The sequence below is a fragment of the Candidatus Accumulibacter contiguus genome (assembly GCF_036625285.1).
Classification (GTDB): domain Bacteria; phylum Pseudomonadota; class Gammaproteobacteria; order Burkholderiales; family Rhodocyclaceae; genus Accumulibacter; species Accumulibacter contiguus.
In genome coordinates this window covers 1,290,068-1,309,244 of the sequence record NZ_JAZKUC010000001.1, presented here as the reverse complement: position 1 = coordinate 1,309,244, position 19,177 = coordinate 1,290,068, and the positions used below count along the sequence as shown (strand labels likewise).

Sequence of the window (19,177 nt, the reverse complement as noted above, 5' to 3'; positions counted from 1 at the left end):
TAAAGATGGCCGGTGCTGCTGCGGCAGCTTTCAGCAGGCGTCGGCGCTGCTGGGTTCGTTCTGATGGAGTCGTTGACATGTGTTTTCCTTGAGATCGATTTCTGCCTGAGCAACATATTCTAGCTTTCGTTGCGCGGAACGTTTGCGGACTGCATCACGTTACGTATCACAGAAGCAGAAGAACCGCCGTCGTGCCACTGAACGTCCGTCGCTGAATCACGCCTAGCTAATGTATTAGCAAATTATGTACCAGGATTCAGATGATAAGAAAAACGGGGTTTAAATCATTGAATTGCAGTTTTTCTCCGAGATCTCGGAGGCGTCGTCAAGGTTTGGGTGTAAAAAAAACCGACAGTTCCCGCTCTGCCGTGCTTCCCGATGGTTGCCGTTTCGCTGGCACTACCGAGTCTTTCGCCTTGCTCATCCCCTCCTGTTGATCCGTCAGAGTTTCAGGCGCTCCAGCAACTCGGTTTCCAGCCTGATGCGGCTGGCCGTGTCGCGGAGGTCTCCGCCGCTGATCAGGAAAGTGTCTTCGACACGTTCGCCGAGCGTCGAGATCTTTGCCGTATGCAGATTAGCACAATGCGCGGCCAAAGTCATGGCGATGGTGTACAGGAGGCCCGGGCGATCAGCCGCGCTCACTGAAAGCACATAGTGCGAGCCTTTTTCGTCCGGCTCGATGGTGACCAGCGGCTGAATAGGGAAGTGTCTGACCTGTCGTGAGAGGCGCCCGCTGCCGGGTGCCTCGGGCGGACTCTGGCGGTTGAGACGCGCCGTCAACTCGTGTTCGATGTAGCTGATCATCGCGCGCTCACTGCCGCGATCACTGAGGTCGAGCAGCATGAAGCTGTCCAGCGCGTAGCCGTGACGGGTGGTGTGGATCTTGGCGTCGACGATGGTGTAGCCGGCACGACTGAAAAAACCGACGAGGCGCGCGAACAGATCGCGCTGATCCTTCGTATAGATCAACACCTCGAGCCCTTCGCCCTGCGGGTTCACCCGTGCTTTGACCACCGGCTGCTCGACGCGGGTCCGATAGTGCAGGGCGCGCGTGTGCCAGGCGATTTCTTCCGCGGAATGGCGCAGGAAATACACCGTGTCGAGTTGCTTCCACAGGCGTTGGTGCACCGCGTCGGGAAGCGCGAAGTAGCGCAGCAGGCGCAGGGCTTCCTGCTGGCGTTCCTCGATCAGGCCCTGCCGGACCGGTACCTGGCCGCCGGCCAGCAGGGTGCGACAGGTGCTTCGGAAAAGCTGTTCGAGTAGCTGTCCTTTCCAGGTATTCCAGACCTTCGGACTGGTGCCGCGAATGTCGGCGACGGTGAACAGGTAGAGTGCGATCAGGTGGCGCTCGTCCTTGACCATCCTGGCAAAGGAGCCGAGGACGTCCGGGTCGGTGAAGTCCTGCTTCTGCGCGACCATGGACATCAGCAGATGCTGTCGAACCAGCCAGACGATCAATTGACTGTCCTCGGCAGCGATGCCGTGCTCGGCGCAGAACTCGGCGGCATCCACGGCACCGAGTTCCGAGTGATCGCCGCCGCGTCCCTTGCCGATGTCGTGGAACAGCGCCGCCACGTAGAGCACCCAGCAACGGGGAAAATCGCTGATCAACTCGCTGCACAGTGGATATTCATGCGCGAATTCGTCGGCGAGAAAGCGGCGCAGGTTGCGCAGGACCTGCAGGGTGTGCTGATCGACGGTATAGACATGGAACAGGTCGTGCTGCATCTGGCCGACGATCTTGCCGAAGTTGGGTAGATAGCGCCCGAGAATTCCGAACTGGTTCATCCGTCGCAGTTCATGCAGCACGCCGCGCGGCTGTTTGAGGATTTCCAGGAAAGCGGCGCGATTGCCGGGGTCACGGCGAAAATCCACGTCGATCCGGGTCCGGGCATGCCACAAGGCGCGCAAGGTGCGCGCCGTCATTCCCTGCAGATCGGAGTGCTTCTGCATCAACAGGAAAGCTTCGAGCATGGCCCCGGGACACTCGTTGAAGACTTCTTCTCCGACCACATCCAGCAGATCGTGCCGGTTCTGGAAGCGTTCATTGATCGGCAGTGGCAACTGCTCAGGCGGCGGCGATATCGCAGCACCGATGTTCAGCAGCAGGATCGTGTTGATCTGTGTGACTTCCTTTGCCGTCCGGTAGTAGCCCTGCATCAGCCGTTCACTGGCCCGGCGGGTGCTGGTGGGCGCGAATCCCATCTGTTCGGCGAGCGCCGTCTGGTAGTCGAACAGCAGGCGATCTTCGCGCCGGCCGACATGCAGGTGCAGGCGCGTACGCAGGCGCTGCAGAAAAGCAACACAGCGCTGCAGCTGGAGTTGTTCTTCCGGGGTGATGAAGCCGTGCTGCGCGAGATCTTCCCAGGAGTCACCGTAGCCGGCCGCGCGGGCAATCCACAGGATCGTCTGCAGATCGCGCAGCCCACCGGGAGCTTCCTTGCAGTTGGGTTCCAGGCTGTAGGGTGAATCCTGGAAGCGGCGGTGACGCTCTTCCTGTTCCATCCGTTTGGCTTCGAAGAAGGCTCGCGGATCCAGGTTTCCCTTGAGTTCGATACAGGCTTCCTGGAACAGTTCGCTATTCCCGGCCAGCAGGCGTGCTTCGAGCAATGCGGTCTGAATCGTCAGGTCGGCGGCGGCAGTGTGCGTACACTCTTCGACGGTACGCACACTGGGGGCGATATCCAGACCGATGTCGTAAAACAGCGCGACCGCGCGCTCGAGTCGAGCGGTCAATACCTGGTCGGGCGTTTGTGGCAGAAGGAGCAGGATGTCCACGTCGGAGGCCGGATAGAGTTCGCCGCGCCCGTAACCACCGACCGCGACCAAAGCCAGGGAAACCGGCAACGCCAGTGCTTGCCACAGGTCGCAGAGGACCTCGTCGACCAACTGGCAACGCTCGCGCAACAGGCGTGCCGCGTCACCTTCGCCGGGATGGCGCTCGCGGAGCATCGACTGGCCAGCCTGCAAACGCGACCTGCAGCCAGCGACGAGCGCCGAACGATCGAAGGTGTCGGTGTTCATGGCAACTACCTGATCCAGTCTGGCTGCGAAGGAGTAGCCTCCGACACGGTGAGGACTTCGTAGCCGGTGTCGGTAACCAGAATGGTGTGCTCCCATTGCGCGGACAAGCTGTGATCCTTGGTGACGATCGTCCAGCCGTCGGCCATGCTTCGAATCGCCGCCTTGCCGGCGTTGATCATTGGTTCAATGGTGAACACCATGCCGGCTTCGAGCCGGATGCCGGTGTGCGGCCGTCCATAGTGAAGCACCTGGGGTTCTTCGTGAAACCTGGCACCGATACCATGGCCGCAGAACTCGCGGACCACTGAATAGCCGGATTTCTCGGCATATTGCTGAATCGCGTGACCGATGTCACCGAGGTGCGCGCCGGCCCGGACCTGCACAATGCCCAGCCAGAGGCACTCGAAGGTGACCTCGCACAGCCGTCGTGCCTGCACGGAGGTCTCACCGACCTGAAACATGCGGCTGCTGTCGCCATGGTAGCCGTCGCTGATCACGGTCACATCGATGTTGACGATGTCGCCATTCTTCAACTGCCGATCACCGGGGACACCATGGCAGACCTGGTGATTGATCGAGGTGCAAATCGACTTCGGATAAGGCTTGTAGCCGGGTGGAGCATAGTTGAGCGGCGCTGGAATGCAGCCTTGAACATTCACGATGTAATCATGGCAGAGTCGATCCAGTTCGCCCGTGCTGACTCCCGATTTCACATGCGGAGTGATGTAGTCGAGCACCTCTGCTGTCAGGCGACCAGCGACGCGCATCTTTTCGATTTCTTGAGAGGTCTTCTGAGTAATGCTCATGCGTGGAGGCCAGTGCCAGTTGAGGAGGAACGAAGGATAAAGGAAGCAGGGAGCTTAGGCAATTTGACGAGTGCTCAATCGGTTATCACCCGGGAAGGAGGATTGCGCTTGCACGATGGTTCCTGAATCCTGTTCCCCGAATTGAAATTCGATGGCTCTTGATGATACTATCGCCGACTTTTGCTGACCCGTGTCAGCGAAACAGCAGAACGCGCCTTCGTGGTGCGTCGGGCGTACCGAGGAGGTCCGTCCAACTACGCACATTCGCCTGTTCAAGGGTGCCTGCCGAAATGGCGGGCTGTAGGTGGGCGGATGGTGGTCTAACCCTGATATTGAGGAACGTATGTCTACAACAATGCGACAGATGCTTGAGGCCGGTGTTCATTTCGGCCATCAGACGCGGTTCTGGAATCCCAAGATGGCGCCCTATATCTTTGGCGCCCGCAGCAAGATTCACATCGTCAACCTGGAAAAGACGCTGGCCAAGTATAATGAAGCGATGACCTTCGTTCGCCGGCTGTCTGCCAACAAGGGTACCATCCTGTTTGTCGGAACCAAGCGGCAGGCGCGCGAAATCATGGCCGAGGAAGCGTCGCGCTGCGCCTCTCCGTTTGTCGATCAGCGTTGGCTGGGTGGCATGCTGACCAACTTCAAGACCATCAAGCAGTCGCTCAAGCGCCTCAAGGAGATGGAAGCCATGTGTGAAGATGGCTCCCTCGACCGCCTCGGCAAGAAAGAGGCGCTGATGCTCACGCGCGAACTCGACAAGATGCACAAGTCGATCGGTGGCATCAAGGACATGGGTTCGCTGCCTGATGCCCTCTTTGTGATTGACGTCGGTTACCACAAGATTGCCATCACCGAAGCGAACAAGCTGGGGATTCCGATCGTTGCCGTGGTGGATACCAACCATTCTCCGGAGGGCATCGATTATGTCATTCCGGGTAACGACGATTCTTCGCGCGCCATCCGTCTCTATGCTCGCGGCGTTGCTGATGCGGTTCTCGAGGGACGCAGCCAGTTCGTCGAGGAAATCCTCGATGCTGTATCGGGCGACGAGTTTATCGAAGAAGACGACTGATCGTCGGTTGTACCGCGCTGGCCGTGCGGCTGGACCTGCCCGCGGCCGGTTTGTTTTTCCTGAACGTATCGATTGAGCCACGGCCGGCAATTCTGGCCGTGTCAGCAAGTGGAGACTGAAATGGCGGAAATTACCGCAAGTATGGTGAAAGAGCTGCGCGAAAGAACGGACGCGCCGATGATGGAGTGCAAGCGGGCGCTGACGGAGGCCGCCGGCGACCTCGGCAAGGCCGAAGAGATCCTGCGCGTGAAACTCGGTTCCAAGGCCAGCAAGGCGGCCAGCCGGATTACCGCCGAGGGGGTCGTGGCAATCCACAGATCGAGCGACGACAAGCTTGGCGCGATGATCGAGATCAACTGCGAAACCGACTTCGTCGGCAAGAACGACGACTTTCTGAAATTGGCCAGAGATTGCGCGGCGCTGGTTGCCGAGCATGACCCGGCGGATGTGGCTGCCTTGTCCACGCTGCCGATGGGCGAGGGCAGTGTCGAATCGACGCGTACTGCGCTGGTGGGCAAGATCGGCGAGAACATGTCGATCCGCCGCTTCGTGCGCATTGAAGCCAGGGGCAAGCTCGCTTCCTATGTCCATGGCGGCGCCAAGATCGGCGTCCTCGTCGATTACCAGGGGGGTGACGATCAACTGGGCAAGGATCTGGCCATGCATATTGCCGCTGCCAAACCGAAAGCGCTGGATTCATCAGGTGTTGCCGTGGATCTGATCGAGAGCGAACGCCGGATTGCCATCGAGAAAGCCCGCGAAGCCGGCAAGCCGGAAGCCTTGATCGAAAAGATCGCCGAAGGCTCGATTCAGAAGTTCCTGAGTGAAGTGACGCTGCTCGGTCAGGTGTTTGTCAAGGCCGAAGATGGCAAGCAAACCATCGCTCAGTTGCTCCAGGCCAAGGGCGCTTCGGTTGCCGGATTCACGCTGTTCGTGGTGGGTGAGGGCATTGCCAAGCGAACCAACGACTTCGCTGCCGAGGTGGCCGCACAGGCTGCCGCGGCCGCGCAGAAGTAAGCATAGCCCGTCAATCGACCAGACCTGCAGGAGTCAGACGCCGATGTCCGCAACCTCGCCATGCTACAAACGTATCCTGCTCAAGCTCTCGGGCGAGGCATTGATGGGTGGTGATGCTTACGGCATCAACCGGCAGACGATCTCGGCAATCGTTGCGGAAATCAAGGGAGTTGTCGATCTGGGTGTGCAGGTCGGCGTGGTGATCGGCGGTGGCAATATCTTTCGTGGGGTGGCGCCTGCTGCCAGGGGAATGGACCGCGCTCAGGCAGACTACATGGGCATGCTGGCGACGGTGATGAACGGCCTCGCGCTGCACGATGCCATGCGGGCTGCCGGCATGGTTTCGCGGGTGCAGTCGGCGCTGAACATCGAGCAGGTGGTGGAGCCGTACATTCGTGCCAAGGCGATTCGTTACCTGGAGCAGGGGCGGACGGTGATCTTTTCCGGGGGTACCGGCAATCCGTTCTTTACTACCGACACGGCCGCGGCCTTGCGCGGGGCAGAGATCGGCGCCGAAATCGTGCTCAAGGCGACCAAGGTCGACGGCATCTACTCCGCCGACCCCAACAAGGATCCACAGGCGACCCGTTATGATCGGATCAGCTTCGACGACGCGATCGCACAAAATCTCGCGGTCATGGATGCCACTGCTTTTGCGCTGTGCCGCGACCAGAAGCTGCCGATCAACGTCTTCTCGATATTCAAGCAGGGTGCGCTGAAGCGGGTTACGATGGGCGAGAAAGAGGGTACCCTGGTCTATTGCTGAGGGAGATTGAGATGTCCATAGCAGAAGTAAAAAAAACCGCTGAACACAAGATGCAGAGGTCACTTGAGACACTCAAGACCGATCTGGCGAAAGTACGGACGGGGCGGGCCCACACCGGCCTGCTCGACCATGTGCAGGTCGAGTACTACGGGTCGCTGGTGCCAATCAACACGGTTGCCAATGTGACCTTGCTCGACGCCCGTACGCTCGGTGTCCAGGCCTGGGAAAAGGGCATGGCGGCAAAAGTCGAGAAAGCCATTCGTGACAGTGACCTGGGCCTGAATCCAGCCGCCCAGGGGGATCTGATCCGTGTGCCGATGCCGGCATTGACCGAGGAGAGGCGCCGTGATCTGATCAAGGTGGTGAAGGGTGAGGGGGAAGGCGCCAAGGTTGCGGTGCGTAATTTGCGGCGCGACGCCATCGCGACGCTGAAGGAAATGCTCAAGAACAAGGAATGCTCGGAGGATGAGGAGCATCGTGCCCAGGATGAAATCCAGAAGCTCACGGATCGCTATGTGGCGGAAATCGACAAGCAACTCAGCCACAAGGAAACCGAGTTGATGGCCATCTAGCAATTGCCGACGAGTGAAATACATGGCCCGCTTTGCCAGTTCAACCCATGACGTTCCGACCACATCGGCGGTACCTCGCCATGTCGCGATCATCATGGACGGCAATGGACGTTGGGCCAAAAAGCGTCTGTTACCGCGCTTCGCCGGCCATCATCGCGGTGTTGAAACGGTGCGTGTCACGGTCAGAACCTGTCTTGAACGTGGCATCGAGTATCTGACGCTGTTTGCGTTCAGTTCCGAGAACTGGCGCCGCCCGCCAGAGGAAGTTTCGCTGCTGATGCAACTCTTTGTACGCGTTCTGAAGGAGGAGGTCAAAAAGCTCGATCGCAACGGCGTACGTCTGCGGGTGATCGGCGACCTCGCGCGTTTTGATCCGGACCTGCAGGCGCTGATCAGGGCCTCGGAGCAACGCACGGCGGGCAACAGCCGCCTGAACCTGACGATTGCCGCAAATTATGGTGGGCGCTGGGACATCCTGCAGGCGATCAACCGCATGTTGAGCAGCGACCCGGGGAAATCCACTGAATGGCAGGAAGCCGACCTGGCGCCGCATCTGGCGATGAGCTACGCGCCGGAACCGGATCTGTTCATCCGTACCGGTGGAGAGCAGCGGATCAGCAACTTCCTGCTCTGGCAGCTCGCGTATTCCGAGTTGTACTTCACCGAGGTGCTCTGGCCCGAGTTCGACTCGATTGCCTTTGACGCGGCCCTGGTCTCGTATCAGCAGCGCGAACGTCGTTTCGGGCGTACCAGCGAACAGTTGACCGGCGTTTCTGCTGCATCACCGACCGGCTCGCGTATCGATGCTTAGGACGCGGGTGATCACCGCGCTTGTTCTGTTTGCCGCTTTCCTGGGCGCGCTATTCTACCTGTCGCCGCTGGGGTGGCTATTGTTCGTCACCGCAGTAGCCGGCGTCGCAGCCTGGGAGTGGGGGGCACTGATGCGCCTCGGTGCAGCGGGGCAGATTTCGCTGGGAGTCCTGTTGGCCTTCCTGTGTGCAATCGTGGCGGTTCTCGAACCAGCGGCAGTCGGCCTGGGTGCCGGCTTCGACGCGACTGCCTGGCGTCTGGGGGCCTGTTTCTACTTGCCGGCTGCGGTTTTCTGGCTATTGCTGGTACCGATCTGGCTGCAACGGCGCTGGCCTCTCGCCAACCCGGTCCTCGCTCTGGCGACCGGCATCGTGCTGCTCCTGCCGGTATGGCTGGCGCTGATACAATTGCGGCAAGCGGGTCCGCAGGCCCTGTTGGCGATCATGGCCGTTGTCTGGCTGGCCGACATTGGCGCCTATTTTGCCGGCCGAAGCCTGGGCAAACACAAGCTGGCACCCAGCATCAGCCCTGGCAAGACCTGGGAAGGTGCGATTGGCGGTGGCGTCACGGTGCTCGTCTATGGATTGCTGTTGTCATCGAGGCTGCCAGCCACCCTGGCCGGAAACCTGCCGCTGTTGTTGGTGCTTCTGGTGTTGTTGACGGCGATCAGCATTCTCGGTGACCTGTTCGAGTCGCTACTCAAGCGCCAGGCAGGGCTCAAGGATAGCAGCAGGATCCTGCCCGGCCACGGGGGGGTGCTTGACCGGATCGACAGTCTCACCTCGACTCTGCCGCTGGTCGCACTGGTCTGGCTGGCGACGCGGCTTTGATGGCTTCCGGGACGGCTGCGCAGCAGCTTACGATCCTTGGATCGACAGGTTCCATCGGGCTCAGCACACTCGATGTACTGCGCCGCCACCGAGCACACTATCGTGTCGTCGCGCTTTGTGCGCACCGCCAGGCGGACCGCCTGTTCGAACAGTGCATCGAGTTTCAGCCCCGCCATGCCGTTCTTGGCGATGCTTCTCTGGCTGCCGACCTTGGTGCGCGGCTGGCTGCCGCAGGCTGCCCAACCGAAGTTGCGCATGGGCCCGAAGCGCTGATCCGGATGGCACAGCTTCCCGAAGTCGATACGGTGATGGCCGCCATCGTTGGTGCAGCAGGTCTGCCGCCCACTCTGGCCGCAGCCGTCGCCGGCAAGAGAATTCTTTTGGCCAACAAGGAAGCCCTGGTCATGGCCGGCTCGGTATTCATGCGGGCCGTACGAGAAAACGGTGCGACCCTGTTGCCGATCGACAGCGAACACAACGCCATCTTCCAGTCTCTGCCGGCCAACTATGCCGGTGATCTCGATGCCAGTGGCGTGCTTGGGCTGTTTCTCACCGCATCGGGGGGGCCGTTTCTCGGAATGGCGGCTGCCGACCTCGATGCCGTCAGCCCTGACCAAGCCTGCGCGCATCCGAACTGGGTCATGGGACGAAAGATCTCGGTCGATTGCGCGACAATGATGAACAAGGGCCTGGAGGTCATCGAAGCCCACTGGTTGTTCAACGTCCCCGCCGAGCGGATTCAGGTGGTCATTCATCCCCAGAGCGTGATTCATTCCCTGGTTCAATACGCCGATGGCTCGGTGATTGCCGAACTGGGCAATCCCGACATGCGTACCCCGATCGCGCATGCTCTGGCCTATCCGCGGCGTATCGCGGCCGGCGTCGAGCCACTTGATCTCTTCCAGGTCACCTCGCTGCACTTCGAGAGGCCCGATCTGGAGCGCTTTCCGTGTCTGGCCCTGGCTTATCGTGCGCTCAGCCAGGGCGGCAGCGCGTCGACGACGCTGAATGCTGCCAACGAAGTGGCAGTACAGGCCTTTCTTGAACGGCGGATACCCTTTACGGCCATTCCCCGCGTGATTGCAGCAGTCATGGATCAGTTGCCGGCAGGCGCGGCGCCTGGCTCGCTGGCGGAGGTGTTGACTGCCGACCGGGTAGCGCGCGCTGCCGCTGAGCATTGGATCGTGGCGAGGATCTGCGGATGAGCGGATTTTTCTACTATCTGGCCGCTTTTGCCCTGGTGCTGGGAATTCTGGTCATCTTTCACGAGTTTGGACACTATCTCGCCGCGCGCTGGGCCGGGGTCAAGGTTCTGCGCTTCTCGGTCGGTTTTGGCCGGCCGCTCTGGTCGCGGCGCTGGGGTCCGGATGCAACCGAGTGGGCGATTGCTGCCTTCCCGCTCGGCGGCTATGTCAAAATGCTTGACGAGCGCGAAGGTGAGGTGGCTGCCGAGGAATTGCACCGGAGCTTCAACCGGCAGCCGGTGCAGCGGCGGATGCTGATCGTCGCCGCAGGACCCGCGGCCAACTTCGTGCTGGCAGTTCTCATCTACTGGGGGCTTTTCTGGCACGGAACGGAAGAGTTCAAGCCGATTCTCGGCACCCCGGTGAGTGCGAGTCCTGCCGCTGCGGCCGGGCTGGAAAACGGCGAAAGGGTCCTTCAGGTCGGTGGCGAAAGGGTGCAGACCTGGCAGGAGATGCGGTGGGTCCTGCTGCAGCGGGCCGCCGAGCAGGATCAGGTCGAGCTCGAGGTAATCAATGCGGCCAACGAGATCACCATCCGCCGCCTGGATGTCTCGTCCGTGCGGCGCTCGGGCTGGGAGGGAGACGCGCTCGACCGGCTGGGCTTCGGTCTTTACCGCCCGCGCTTGCCGCCGGTGCTCGGCAAGATCAACGCGAACAGTGCTGCCGACGCTGCCGGACTACGTCCGGGAGACGAAATCCTGAGCATTGACGAGCAACTCGTCGATAGTTGGGCGGACGTCGTGCGCGTGGTTCGCCAGTCCCCGGCAAAAGCGTTGCGGGTCGAGGTGCTGAGAGAGGGTGCGCGCATCGAAAAGACGGTGACGCCGGCGGCGATAAACGAGGGAGGAAGCGAAATCGGCCGGATTGGTGCGGCGGTCAGTGACCATGGCCAGGCACGCGCGGCCTTGATGATCACCGTCAGTTACGGGCCCTGGTCGGCGTTTCACAAGGCCGTCGTCGAGACCTGGGACAAATCGGCGTTCACCCTGCTGATGATCGGCAGGATGATTACCGGCGAGGTGTCGTGGCGAAATATCAGCGGGCCGGTGACCATTGCCGATTACGCCGGCCAGTCGGCGAGACTGGGAATCGACTACTATCTCAAATTTCTCGCCCTAGTCAGCATCAGCCTTGGCGTCCTCAATCTGCTGCCGATCCCGATTCTGGATGGCGGGCATTTGCTGTATTATCTCGTCGAAATCATCAAGCGTGGGCCAGTCTCCGAGCGCACCATGGAAATTGGTCAGCAAATCGGGCTGACCTTCCTGCTCATGCTTATGGCGTTCGCCTTCTACAACGACATCAATCGATTACTGTTCTCCGGCTGAGCTCATGAAGAAAAACCTGCTGGCAGCTCTGTTGGCTACCCTTGTTGTCTCTGGCGCAGCGGCGGTGGAACCGTTCACGGTCAGGGACATCCGTCTCGAAGGCATTCAAAGGGTTGAGGCCGGTACCGTTTTCAGCTACCTGCCGGTCAAGGTCGGCGACACGATGACGGACGAAAAGGCGGCACAAGCCATCAAGACCTTGTTTGCCACCGGCTTTTTCAAGGATGTCCGGATTGAAATCGATGGCCAGGTGCTGATCGTCGTGCTCGAGGAGCGGCCGGCCATCGCGCAGATCGATTTTATCGGCCTGAAGGAATTCGAGAAGGATCAGCTGATCAAGGGACTCAAAGAAGTGGGTGTCGCGGTATCGCGTACCTTCGACCGCGCCACCCTTGAAAAGGCCGAACAGGAATTGAAACGCCAGTACCTGTCGCGTGGCCGCTACGCGGCGACGATCACCACCACGATCACGCCGCTGGATCGCAACCGTGTGGCGATCAATTTCAATATCGATGAAGGCGAGACCGCCAAAATCAAGCAGATCAACATCGTCGGCGCGCAGGCTTTCCGGGAAAAGGATCTGCTTTCGGTATTGCAGCAGAAGACGCCCACCTGGATCAGTTGGTATACCAAGAGTGACCAGTATTCCAAGCAGAAACTGTCTGCCGACCTCGAGAGCTTGCGTTCGTATTACCTTGATCGTGGCTATCTGGAGTTCAGTATCGAGTCGACACAGGTCTCGATCACTCCCGACAAGAAGGAAATCTACATCACGATCAGTATCAACGAGGGCGATCGCTACCTCGTCTCATCGGTCAAGCTGGCGGGCGATCTGACGCTCTCCGACGAAGAGTTCAGGAATGTGGTCAAGATCAAGCCGGGGGATATTTTTTCCCGAGAGAAAGTGAACGAGAGCACCAAAGCCATTGCCGACAAACTGGGCGCACAAGGTTACGCATTTGCCAATGTCAATGCCGCGCCGGAACTCGACAAGGAAAAGCGTCAGGTGGCGTTTACGATCTTCGTCGATCCGGGAAAGCGAACCTACGTGCGCAGGATCAACATTACCGGCAACAGCAAAACGCGTGACGAGGTGATTCGCCAGGAAATGCGTCAGATGGAAGGGGCCTGGTACGACGCTGATCGGGTGGCCGCGTCACGTGAGCGGATCGACAAGACCGGTTATTTTGGCGAGGTCAACGTGGAAACTCCGCCGGTTCCGGGAACCATTGATCTGGTGGATGTGAACGTCAATGTGACCGAAAAATCGACCGGCAACATCTCGATCGGCGCTGGCTATTCGAGTGCGGAAAAGGTCATCCTATCCGGCTCGATCTCGCAGTCCAACATCTTCGGCAGTGGCAAGTTCCTGTCCTTGCAGCTGAACACTGGCAAACTGAACCGCACGCTCGCGATCAACTATACCAATCCCTATTTCACGGTTGATGGCATCAGTCAGGGCTTCGACCTCTACGACCGGCGAGTCAACCCGACCTCGCTGGGCTATGCCTTCCAGTCCGAGTCCATTGGCGGCGGTATCCGCTTCGGCTACCCGATCGGCGAAAAGGAAACGCTCAGCTTCGGACTGGCGATCGATCAGACGACGATCGACATCACTCCCGTCACGGCAGCCACGCCACCCCAGTACATCAAGTTCCGGGCCGAACATGGCGACTCGAATGTCACGCTGCCGGCGACCGTCTCGTGGACCAGCGATACCCGAAACAGCTCGATTTATCCGACCACTGGTGGCATCCAGCGTGCTGCCGTCGAAGTGGCCGTCCCCGGTGTGGACCTGTCGTTCTATCGACTGACCTACAAGAACGAGCGCTACTTTTCGCTGAGCAAGGACCTGGTTCTGATGCTGATGGGTGAGCTTGGGTACGCGAACGGTTTGGGCGGTCAGACCTTGCCGTTCTACAAGAACTTCTACGCCGGCGGTATCGGGTCGGTGCGCGGCTATCAGACCGCCAGCCTCGGTCCGGTGGATCCGCTCTATCCCGATACCTATCTCGGCGGTACCAGCAAGGCGGTGTTCAATGCCGAGTTGCTGATGCCGCTGCCGGGATTCGACAAGTCGGTCCGCTTCGGTCCATTCTTTGACGCCGGTAATGTGTTCACCAGCAATTACACCGTCGGGAAGGAAAAACTTGCGATGTCGGCCGGCCTGACTGCGGCCTGGATTTCGCCGCTGGGACCGTTGAAATTCAGCTATGGGCAACCGATCAACGAGGTAAGTACTGCTAAACTACAGAAGTTCCAGTTCCAGATGGGGACGACCTTTTAATCTAGGAGAATGAGTTTGAAGAAGACGATTGCCAGGCTGCTGGTTGCGTTGATGGCCTCGCTGCCGGTGACTTACGCGTCGGCGGTAGACCAGTTGAAGATCGGTTACGTCAATACCCAGCGTCTTTTTCGTGACGCACCCGCAGCCGTAAAAGCGGCCAAGAAGATCGAGCAGGAATTCTCCAAGCGTGACCAGGACTTGCAGCGTCTGGCCAAGCAGGTCCAGGGCCTGCAGGAGTCGCTCGAAAAAGGCGGCTTGACAATGGCGGAATCCGAGCGCCGCAGCAAGGAGAAGGATCTCGGTGAATTGTCGAGAGAGTTTCAGCGCAAGCAGCGCGAGTTTCGCGAGGATCTGAACCTGCGCCAGAATGAAGAAAATGCAGCGATCATTGAAAAGGCCAACAAGGCGATCAAGCAGCTTGCCGATAACGAGAAGTACGACCTGATCGTACAGGATGTGGTCTGGGTGAGTCCGAAACTCGACATCACCGACAAGGTCATCAAGGCCTTGTCCGATCCCCAGGCGGCGAAGTAATCGGCGCCAATTGCCCAATTCAATGGAGTGCCTGTGTCCGGAGGTCTGCAACTAGACGAAATCGTCGCCCGTCTGGGCGGGGTGTTGCAAGGTGACGGATCGCTGCTCGTTTCGCAAGTTGGTTCGCTGCTTTCTGCAGGGGCGGGCCAGATCGCGTTCATCGCCAGCGCGAAATACCGCGAGCAACTGCAAAGGACGCAGGCGGCGGCAGTGATCGTCCCGCCGCAGTTTGCCGACGACACGCTGCTGCCGCGCATTGTTCACCCGAACCCCTACGCCTACTACGCGCGTGTCGTGGCGCTGCTCAATCCGGCTGCGCAAGGCCGGCCCGGTGTGCATCCCGGCGCGGTGGTCCATTCGCCACTGCCGGCATCGGTCAGTGTCGGCGAAAATGCCGTGGTTGGCGAAGATGTGCGCATCGGCGAGAACGTCACGCTGTATCCCGGCTGTGTGCTTGGTGACGGTGTGCGCGTTGGCGACGATTCCGTGCTCTACGCGAATGTGGTCGTGTACGACCACTGCGTGATCGGCAGACGCGCCATCATCCACGCCGGCGCGGTCATCGGCGCTGACGGCTTTGGTTTTGCCAGGGACGGCGAGCGCTGGATCAAAATCCCGCAAATCGGTCGTGTGGTGATCGGTGACGACGTCGAGATCGGCGCCAATACCTCGATTGATCGCGCGGCTCTCGACGATACCGTGATCGGCGACGGCGTCAAACTCGACAACCAGATTCAGGTTGCGCACAACGTCAGCATTGGCGACCATACTGCGATGGCCGGCTGTGTCGGTATAGCCGGCAGTGCCAGGATCGGCCGTCGCTGCACCGTCGGGGGGGCGGGAATGATCAGCGGCCACCTCGAAATTGCCGACGATGTCCATGTTTCCGCCGGTACCCTGGTCGCCAAGAGCCTCAGCCGGCCAGGCGCCTATACCGGCATCTTTCCACTCGCGCCACACCAAGAGTGGTTGCACAATGCGGCACAGATCAAGCGCCTGGCGAAGCTCGCCGAGCGCGTTGCCGAACTCGAGAAGAAACTCGAACTGATGGGGAAAACGTCTTGAACGCAATGGACATATACGAGATCATCGAGCAACTGCCGCACCGCTACCCCTTTCTGCTGGTCGACCGGGTGCTCGAGTGCGAGCCCGGAAAATCCATCCACGCCTACAAGAACGTGAGCATCAACGAACCGTTTTTTGCGGGCCACTTCCCGCATTATCCAGTGATGCCCGGCGTTCTGATCATGGAAGCGCTGGCGCAGGCGGCCGGCATTCTGTCATTCAAGACCCTCGGCGAAAAACCCGACATGACTTCGCTGTTCTACTTCGTCGGCATCGACAAGGCGCGCTTCAAGAAGACCGTGGCAGCCGGTGACCAGTTGCATCTGCATGTGGATATCCAGCGTCAGTTTCGCAACATCTGGAAGTTCAAGGCGGAGGCGCGTGTGGACGGTGAGGTCGTGGCAGACGCCGAGCTGATGTGCGCGAAAAGCAACCTGGTCAAGAGCACGGAATGAGTACGGCAGTGATCCATCCGAGTGCCATCGTCGAGGCCGGTGCGCAACTCGGAGCCAACGTTTCCATCGGTGCCTTTTCGATCATCGGCGAGCAGGTCGAAATCGGCGACAATACCGTGGTCGGCCCGCATGTGGTGATCTCCGGGCGAACGCGCATCGGCTGCGACAACCACATCTACCAGTTTTCCTCGCTCGGCGGACCACCGCAGGACAAGAAGCACGCCGGTGAGCCGACGCGCCTGGAGATCGGAGACCGCAACACGATTCGTGAATTCTGCACCTTCAACCTGGGCACTGCCCTCGATGCCGGCGTCACCCGCATGGGTGACGACAACTGGATCATGGCCTATGTGCACATCGCGCATGATTGCCAGGTCGGCAACCGTACCGTGTTTGCCAACAATGCGCAGCTGGCCGGCCATGTGCACATTGGTGACTGGGTGATTCTCGGCGGTTTTTCCGGCGTCCACCAGTTCTGCCGCATCGGCGCGCATGCCATGACCGCTGCCGGGACGGTGGCGGTGCAGGACGTTCCGCCTTTCGTGATGGCCGCCGGCAATACCGCCAGTCCTTTCGGCATCAACGCCGAGGGCTTGAAGCGCCGGGGTTTTTCGCCAGAGGCAATGCTGGCCCTGAAACGTGCCTACCGCACGCTCTACAAATCCGGACTGATGCTCGAAGAAGCGCGCGCCAAGCTCGTCGAAGATGCCGTCGCACATCCCGAAATCCAGCCGCTGATCGACTTCCTCGCGGTATCGAAGCGCGGCATCATCAGATGACCGCAGGCGTGCTGCGGATTGCCATGGTGGCTGGTGAAGCCTCGGGCGATCTGCTCGCCAGCCAGCTCATCCAGGCACTGCAGGTCAGGCTGCCGAATGCCGTGTTCTATGGCGTCGGGGGTCCAAAAATGCTCGGACTGGGCTTCGACGCCTGGCATCCGCTAGAGAAGCTGGCGGTGCGCGGCTACGTCGAGGTGCTCAGGCACTATCGTGAAATTGCCGGTATTCGCGCGGACCTCAAACGCCGCCTGCTGGCTGATCCACCCGATGTGTTCATCGGTGTTGACGCGCCGGATTTCAATCTCGGGCTCGAAAAAGCACTCAAGCAGCGCGGTATTGCGACCATTCACTACGTCAGTCCGTCGATCTGGGCGTGGCGCGGCGGACGCATCCACAAGATTGGCGCGGCGGTGGCACGGGTCTTGGCGCTGTTTCCCTTCGAGCCGGAGATCTACCAGAAGCAGGGAATTCCGGTGAGTTATGTCGGCCATCCACTGGCCGACATGCTGCCGCTCGAAGATGCCCGCGAAAGCGTGCGCACGCTGCTTGGACTTCCTTCATTGGCTGCCGTTTTTGCGCTCTTGCCGGGCAGCCGGCAGTCCGAGCTGCAATACATGGCCGATACCTTCATCCAAACCGCACTGCGGATCCACGCCGAGATCCCGGATGCGATTTTTCTCGTGCCGCTGGCAACTCGCGAAACACGCCTGCTCTTCGAAACTGCGCTGCATCGCTGCCAGGCACAGGAGCTACCGATTCGCCTGCTGTTCGGGCATGCGCATCAGGCGATGATGGCCGCCGACGTTGTCCTGGTGGCCAGCGGCACCGCCACCCTCGAGGCCGCACTGCTCAAGCGACCGATGGTCATCGCCTACAAGATGGCACCGCTGTCCTGGTGGCTGATGCAGCGCATTGGCGGTTATCTGCCCTATTGTGGCTTGCCGAATGTGCTGGCCGGTCGCTTCATCGTTCCCGAGTTCATCCAGGACGATGCGACTCCCGAGAACCTCGCGCAGGCGCTGCTCAACCTCTACGCCGACAAGACTGTGTGCGATGGGCTCAAGGCACGCTTTCGAGAACTGCATCTGCAATTGCGCCAGAATGCTGCCGAAAAGGCAGCGCTGGCAGTGATCGGCTGCCTGCCGCCGGCATCGAGCAAACATGCTGCTGCAAGCTGAGGGCCTGGTTTGTGGGCTTGACGAGGCCGGCCGGGGCCCGCTCGCCGGGCCAGTGCTGGCCGCCGCAGTGATCCTTGACCCGGCGCGGCCGATCGCCGGCCTCAAGGACTCGAAAAAGCTTTCCGCCCGGCAGCGCGAAACGCTCGCCGCAGAGATCCGCGCCAGGGCGCTGGCCTGGGCGGTTGCTGCCGCGAGCGTCGAGGAAATCGACCGCATCAACATCCTGCAGGCCAGTCTGCTGGCCATGCAGCGCGCCGTCAGCGCACTCACCGCAAAGCACCACCTGGTGCCGGTACGGGTGATGGTCGATGGCAATCGTTGCCCGCAGTTGCCGTACCCCGTAGAAGCCGTCGTCGGCGGCGACGGCAAGATCGCCGCCATTGCCGCGGCGTCGATTCTGGCCAAGACCGTACGCGATGCCGACATGCGCGAACTGCATGTTGCATATCCGCAGTACGGTTTTGATCGGCACATGGGTTATCCCACCGCCCAGCATCTCGCGGCGCTGCGCGAACACGGCGCGAGCCCCGAACATCGTCGCAGCTTTGGGCCGGTGGCGCGCCTCGGGCCACCGTGAGACGCATCGCCGCGCGCGACAATCCGCATTACAAGGCGCTCAAAAAACTCGGCGAGAGCGGCCGCGAGCGGCGCAAGAGCGGGCGCGTGCTGCTCGACGGCATGCATTTGATCGAAGCCTACGGCCGCCACTGCGGCATTCCGGAAGAAATCCTGGTCAGCGACAGCGGCGCCGGTCGGCCGGAGATCGCCAGATACCTGGAATGCCGTGGGGCCGCGAAGACCAGGACACTACTTTCCGATGCGCTGTTCGGCGAACTCGCGACGGTCGACACACCGAGCGGCATCATGGCTGTCGTGCCGCTGCCGGCGGCGATGCGCAAGCTCGACTACGACGCCGATACGGTGCTGCTTGATGGCGTTCAGGATCCCGGCAATGTCGGTTCGATCCTGCGCAGCGCAGCCGCCGCGGGTTTTCGCCAGATCCTGTTGTCGATCGACTGCGCGCAGGCCTGGTCGCCGAAGACGCTGCGTGCCGCGATGGGTGCACATTTTCAGCTCGACCTTCATGAAAACAGTGATCTCGGCGAGTTCCTTGCTGCCTATCGCGGGCAATCCGTCGCCACCGCACTCGCCGCGCCGCTCAGTCTGTATTCGGCCCGGCTGCAAGGACCGCTGGCCTGGGTCTTCGGCAGCGAGGGTCTCGGCGTCCGGCCTGCCGTGCTGGCTGCGACCCACCTGCAATTGCGCATCCCGATGCCCGGCGCCACCGAATCTCTGAATGTTGCTGCCGCCGCTGCAATCTGCCTGTTCGAAACGCTGCGGAGCCGGGAGTGTCATCGGGCGGAAGCCCCAGTTGGGCGTTCCGCCCAGCCGCATGGATGA

18 protein-coding genes are annotated in these 19,177 nt (G+C 60.5%); 16 read left to right on the top strand and 2 right to left on the bottom strand.

The window, feature by feature from the left end; all coding sequences use genetic code 11:
• Window positions 1-441: 441 nt before the first annotated feature.
• Both V5B59_RS06350 and map read right to left on the bottom strand, forming a co-directional pair.
• Complete coding sequence (locus V5B59_RS06350) at window positions 442-3,024, bottom strand: [protein-PII] uridylyltransferase (RefSeq protein ID WP_034911819.1); 2,583 nt, start codon at window positions 3,022-3,024, stop codon at window positions 442-444.
• Window positions 3,025-3,029: 5 nt separating this feature from the next.
• Complete coding sequence (gene map / locus V5B59_RS06345; RefSeq protein ID WP_034911816.1) at window positions 3,030-3,830, bottom strand: type I methionyl aminopeptidase; 801 nt, start codon at window positions 3,828-3,830, stop codon at window positions 3,030-3,032.
• A 343-nt stretch (window positions 3,831-4,173) separates the two neighbouring features.
• Between map and rpsB the strand changes: the two genes are divergently transcribed.
• The 16 genes from rpsB to V5B59_RS06265 all read left to right on the top strand — a co-directional run bounded on the left by rpsB (window position 4,174) and on the right by V5B59_RS06265 (window position 19,177).
• Window positions 4,174-4,911 (top strand): 30S ribosomal protein S2, encoded by a 738-nt coding sequence (rpsB, locus tag V5B59_RS06340; protein WP_034911814.1) that lies wholly within the window; start codon window positions 4,174-4,176, stop codon window positions 4,909-4,911.
• Window positions 4,912-5,031: 120 nt separating this feature from the next.
• On the top strand, window positions 5,032-5,928 hold the full coding sequence (gene tsf, locus V5B59_RS06335; protein WP_169069627.1) for a translation elongation factor Ts: 897 nt from the start codon (window positions 5,032-5,034) through the stop codon (window positions 5,926-5,928).
• 43 nt (window positions 5,929-5,971) lie between these two features.
• Entirely contained in the window at window positions 5,972-6,694 is a 723-nt protein-coding gene (pyrH, locus tag V5B59_RS06330; RefSeq protein ID WP_169069628.1) for a UMP kinase, read from the top strand.
• 11 nt (window positions 6,695-6,705) lie between these two features.
• On the top strand, window positions 6,706-7,266 hold the full coding sequence (gene frr / locus V5B59_RS06325) for a ribosome recycling factor (RefSeq protein WP_288130902.1): 561 nt from the start codon (window positions 6,706-6,708) through the stop codon (window positions 7,264-7,266).
• A gap of 22 nt (window positions 7,267-7,288) precedes the next feature.
• Window positions 7,289-8,077, top strand: coding sequence for a polyprenyl diphosphate synthase (uppS, locus tag V5B59_RS06320; protein WP_169069630.1), 789 nt, complete (start codon window positions 7,289-7,291; stop codon window positions 8,075-8,077).
• A complete protein-coding gene (locus V5B59_RS06315) occupies window positions 8,070-8,906 on the top strand; it encodes a phosphatidate cytidylyltransferase (RefSeq protein WP_034911423.1) in 837 nt (278 codons plus the stop codon). The genes uppS and V5B59_RS06315 overlap by 8 nt, the downstream gene beginning before the upstream one ends.
• The gene (gene ispC, locus V5B59_RS06310) at window positions 8,906-10,111 is read left to right on the top strand and encodes a 1-deoxy-D-xylulose-5-phosphate reductoisomerase (protein ID WP_034911426.1); all 1,206 of its coding nucleotides are present in this window, start codon (window positions 8,906-8,908) and stop codon (window positions 10,109-10,111) included. The genes V5B59_RS06315 and ispC overlap by 1 nt, the downstream gene beginning before the upstream one ends.
• On the top strand, window positions 10,108-11,478 hold the full coding sequence (gene rseP, locus V5B59_RS06305) for an RIP metalloprotease RseP (RefSeq protein ID WP_034911429.1): 1,371 nt from the start codon (window positions 10,108-10,110) through the stop codon (window positions 11,476-11,478). The genes ispC and rseP overlap by 4 nt, the downstream gene beginning before the upstream one ends.
• Window positions 11,479-11,482: 4 nt before the next feature.
• A complete protein-coding gene (gene bamA / locus V5B59_RS06300) occupies window positions 11,483-13,765 on the top strand; it encodes an outer membrane protein assembly factor BamA (protein ID WP_169069631.1) in 2,283 nt (760 codons plus the stop codon).
• A gap of 9 nt (window positions 13,766-13,774) precedes the next feature.
• Window positions 13,775-14,299 carry an OmpH family outer membrane protein gene (locus V5B59_RS06295; protein WP_169069632.1) on the top strand — a complete coding sequence of 175 codons (525 nt, stop codon included), beginning with the start codon at window positions 13,775-13,777 and terminating at the stop codon, window positions 14,297-14,299.
• 33 nt (window positions 14,300-14,332) lie between these two features.
• Window positions 14,333-15,364, top strand: coding sequence for a UDP-3-O-(3-hydroxymyristoyl)glucosamine N-acyltransferase (lpxD, locus tag V5B59_RS06290; RefSeq protein WP_169069633.1), 1,032 nt, complete (start codon window positions 14,333-14,335; stop codon window positions 15,362-15,364).
• A 5-nt stretch (window positions 15,365-15,369) separates the two neighbouring features.
• Complete coding sequence (fabZ, locus tag V5B59_RS06285; RefSeq protein ID WP_169069643.1) at window positions 15,370-15,819, top strand: 3-hydroxyacyl-ACP dehydratase FabZ; 450 nt, start codon at window positions 15,370-15,372, stop codon at window positions 15,817-15,819.
• Window positions 15,820-15,827: 8 nt separating this feature from the next.
• On the top strand, window positions 15,828-16,598 hold the full coding sequence (gene lpxA, locus V5B59_RS06280; RefSeq protein ID WP_169069644.1) for an acyl-ACP--UDP-N-acetylglucosamine O-acyltransferase: 771 nt from the start codon (window positions 15,828-15,830) through the stop codon (window positions 16,596-16,598).
• A complete protein-coding gene (gene lpxB, locus V5B59_RS06275; RefSeq protein WP_169069634.1) occupies window positions 16,595-17,776 on the top strand; it encodes a lipid-A-disaccharide synthase in 1,182 nt (393 codons plus the stop codon). Before lpxA ends, lpxB begins: the two co-directional genes overlap by 4 nt.
• Complete coding sequence (gene rnhB / locus V5B59_RS06270) at window positions 17,760-18,353, top strand: ribonuclease HII (protein ID WP_169069635.1); 594 nt, start codon at window positions 17,760-17,762, stop codon at window positions 18,351-18,353. Before lpxB ends, rnhB begins: the two co-directional genes overlap by 17 nt.
• The gene (locus tag V5B59_RS06265) at window positions 18,350-19,177 is read left to right on the top strand and encodes a TrmH family RNA methyltransferase (RefSeq protein WP_169069636.1); all 828 of its coding nucleotides are present in this window, start codon (window positions 18,350-18,352) and stop codon (window positions 19,175-19,177) included. The genes rnhB and V5B59_RS06265 overlap by 4 nt, the downstream gene beginning before the upstream one ends.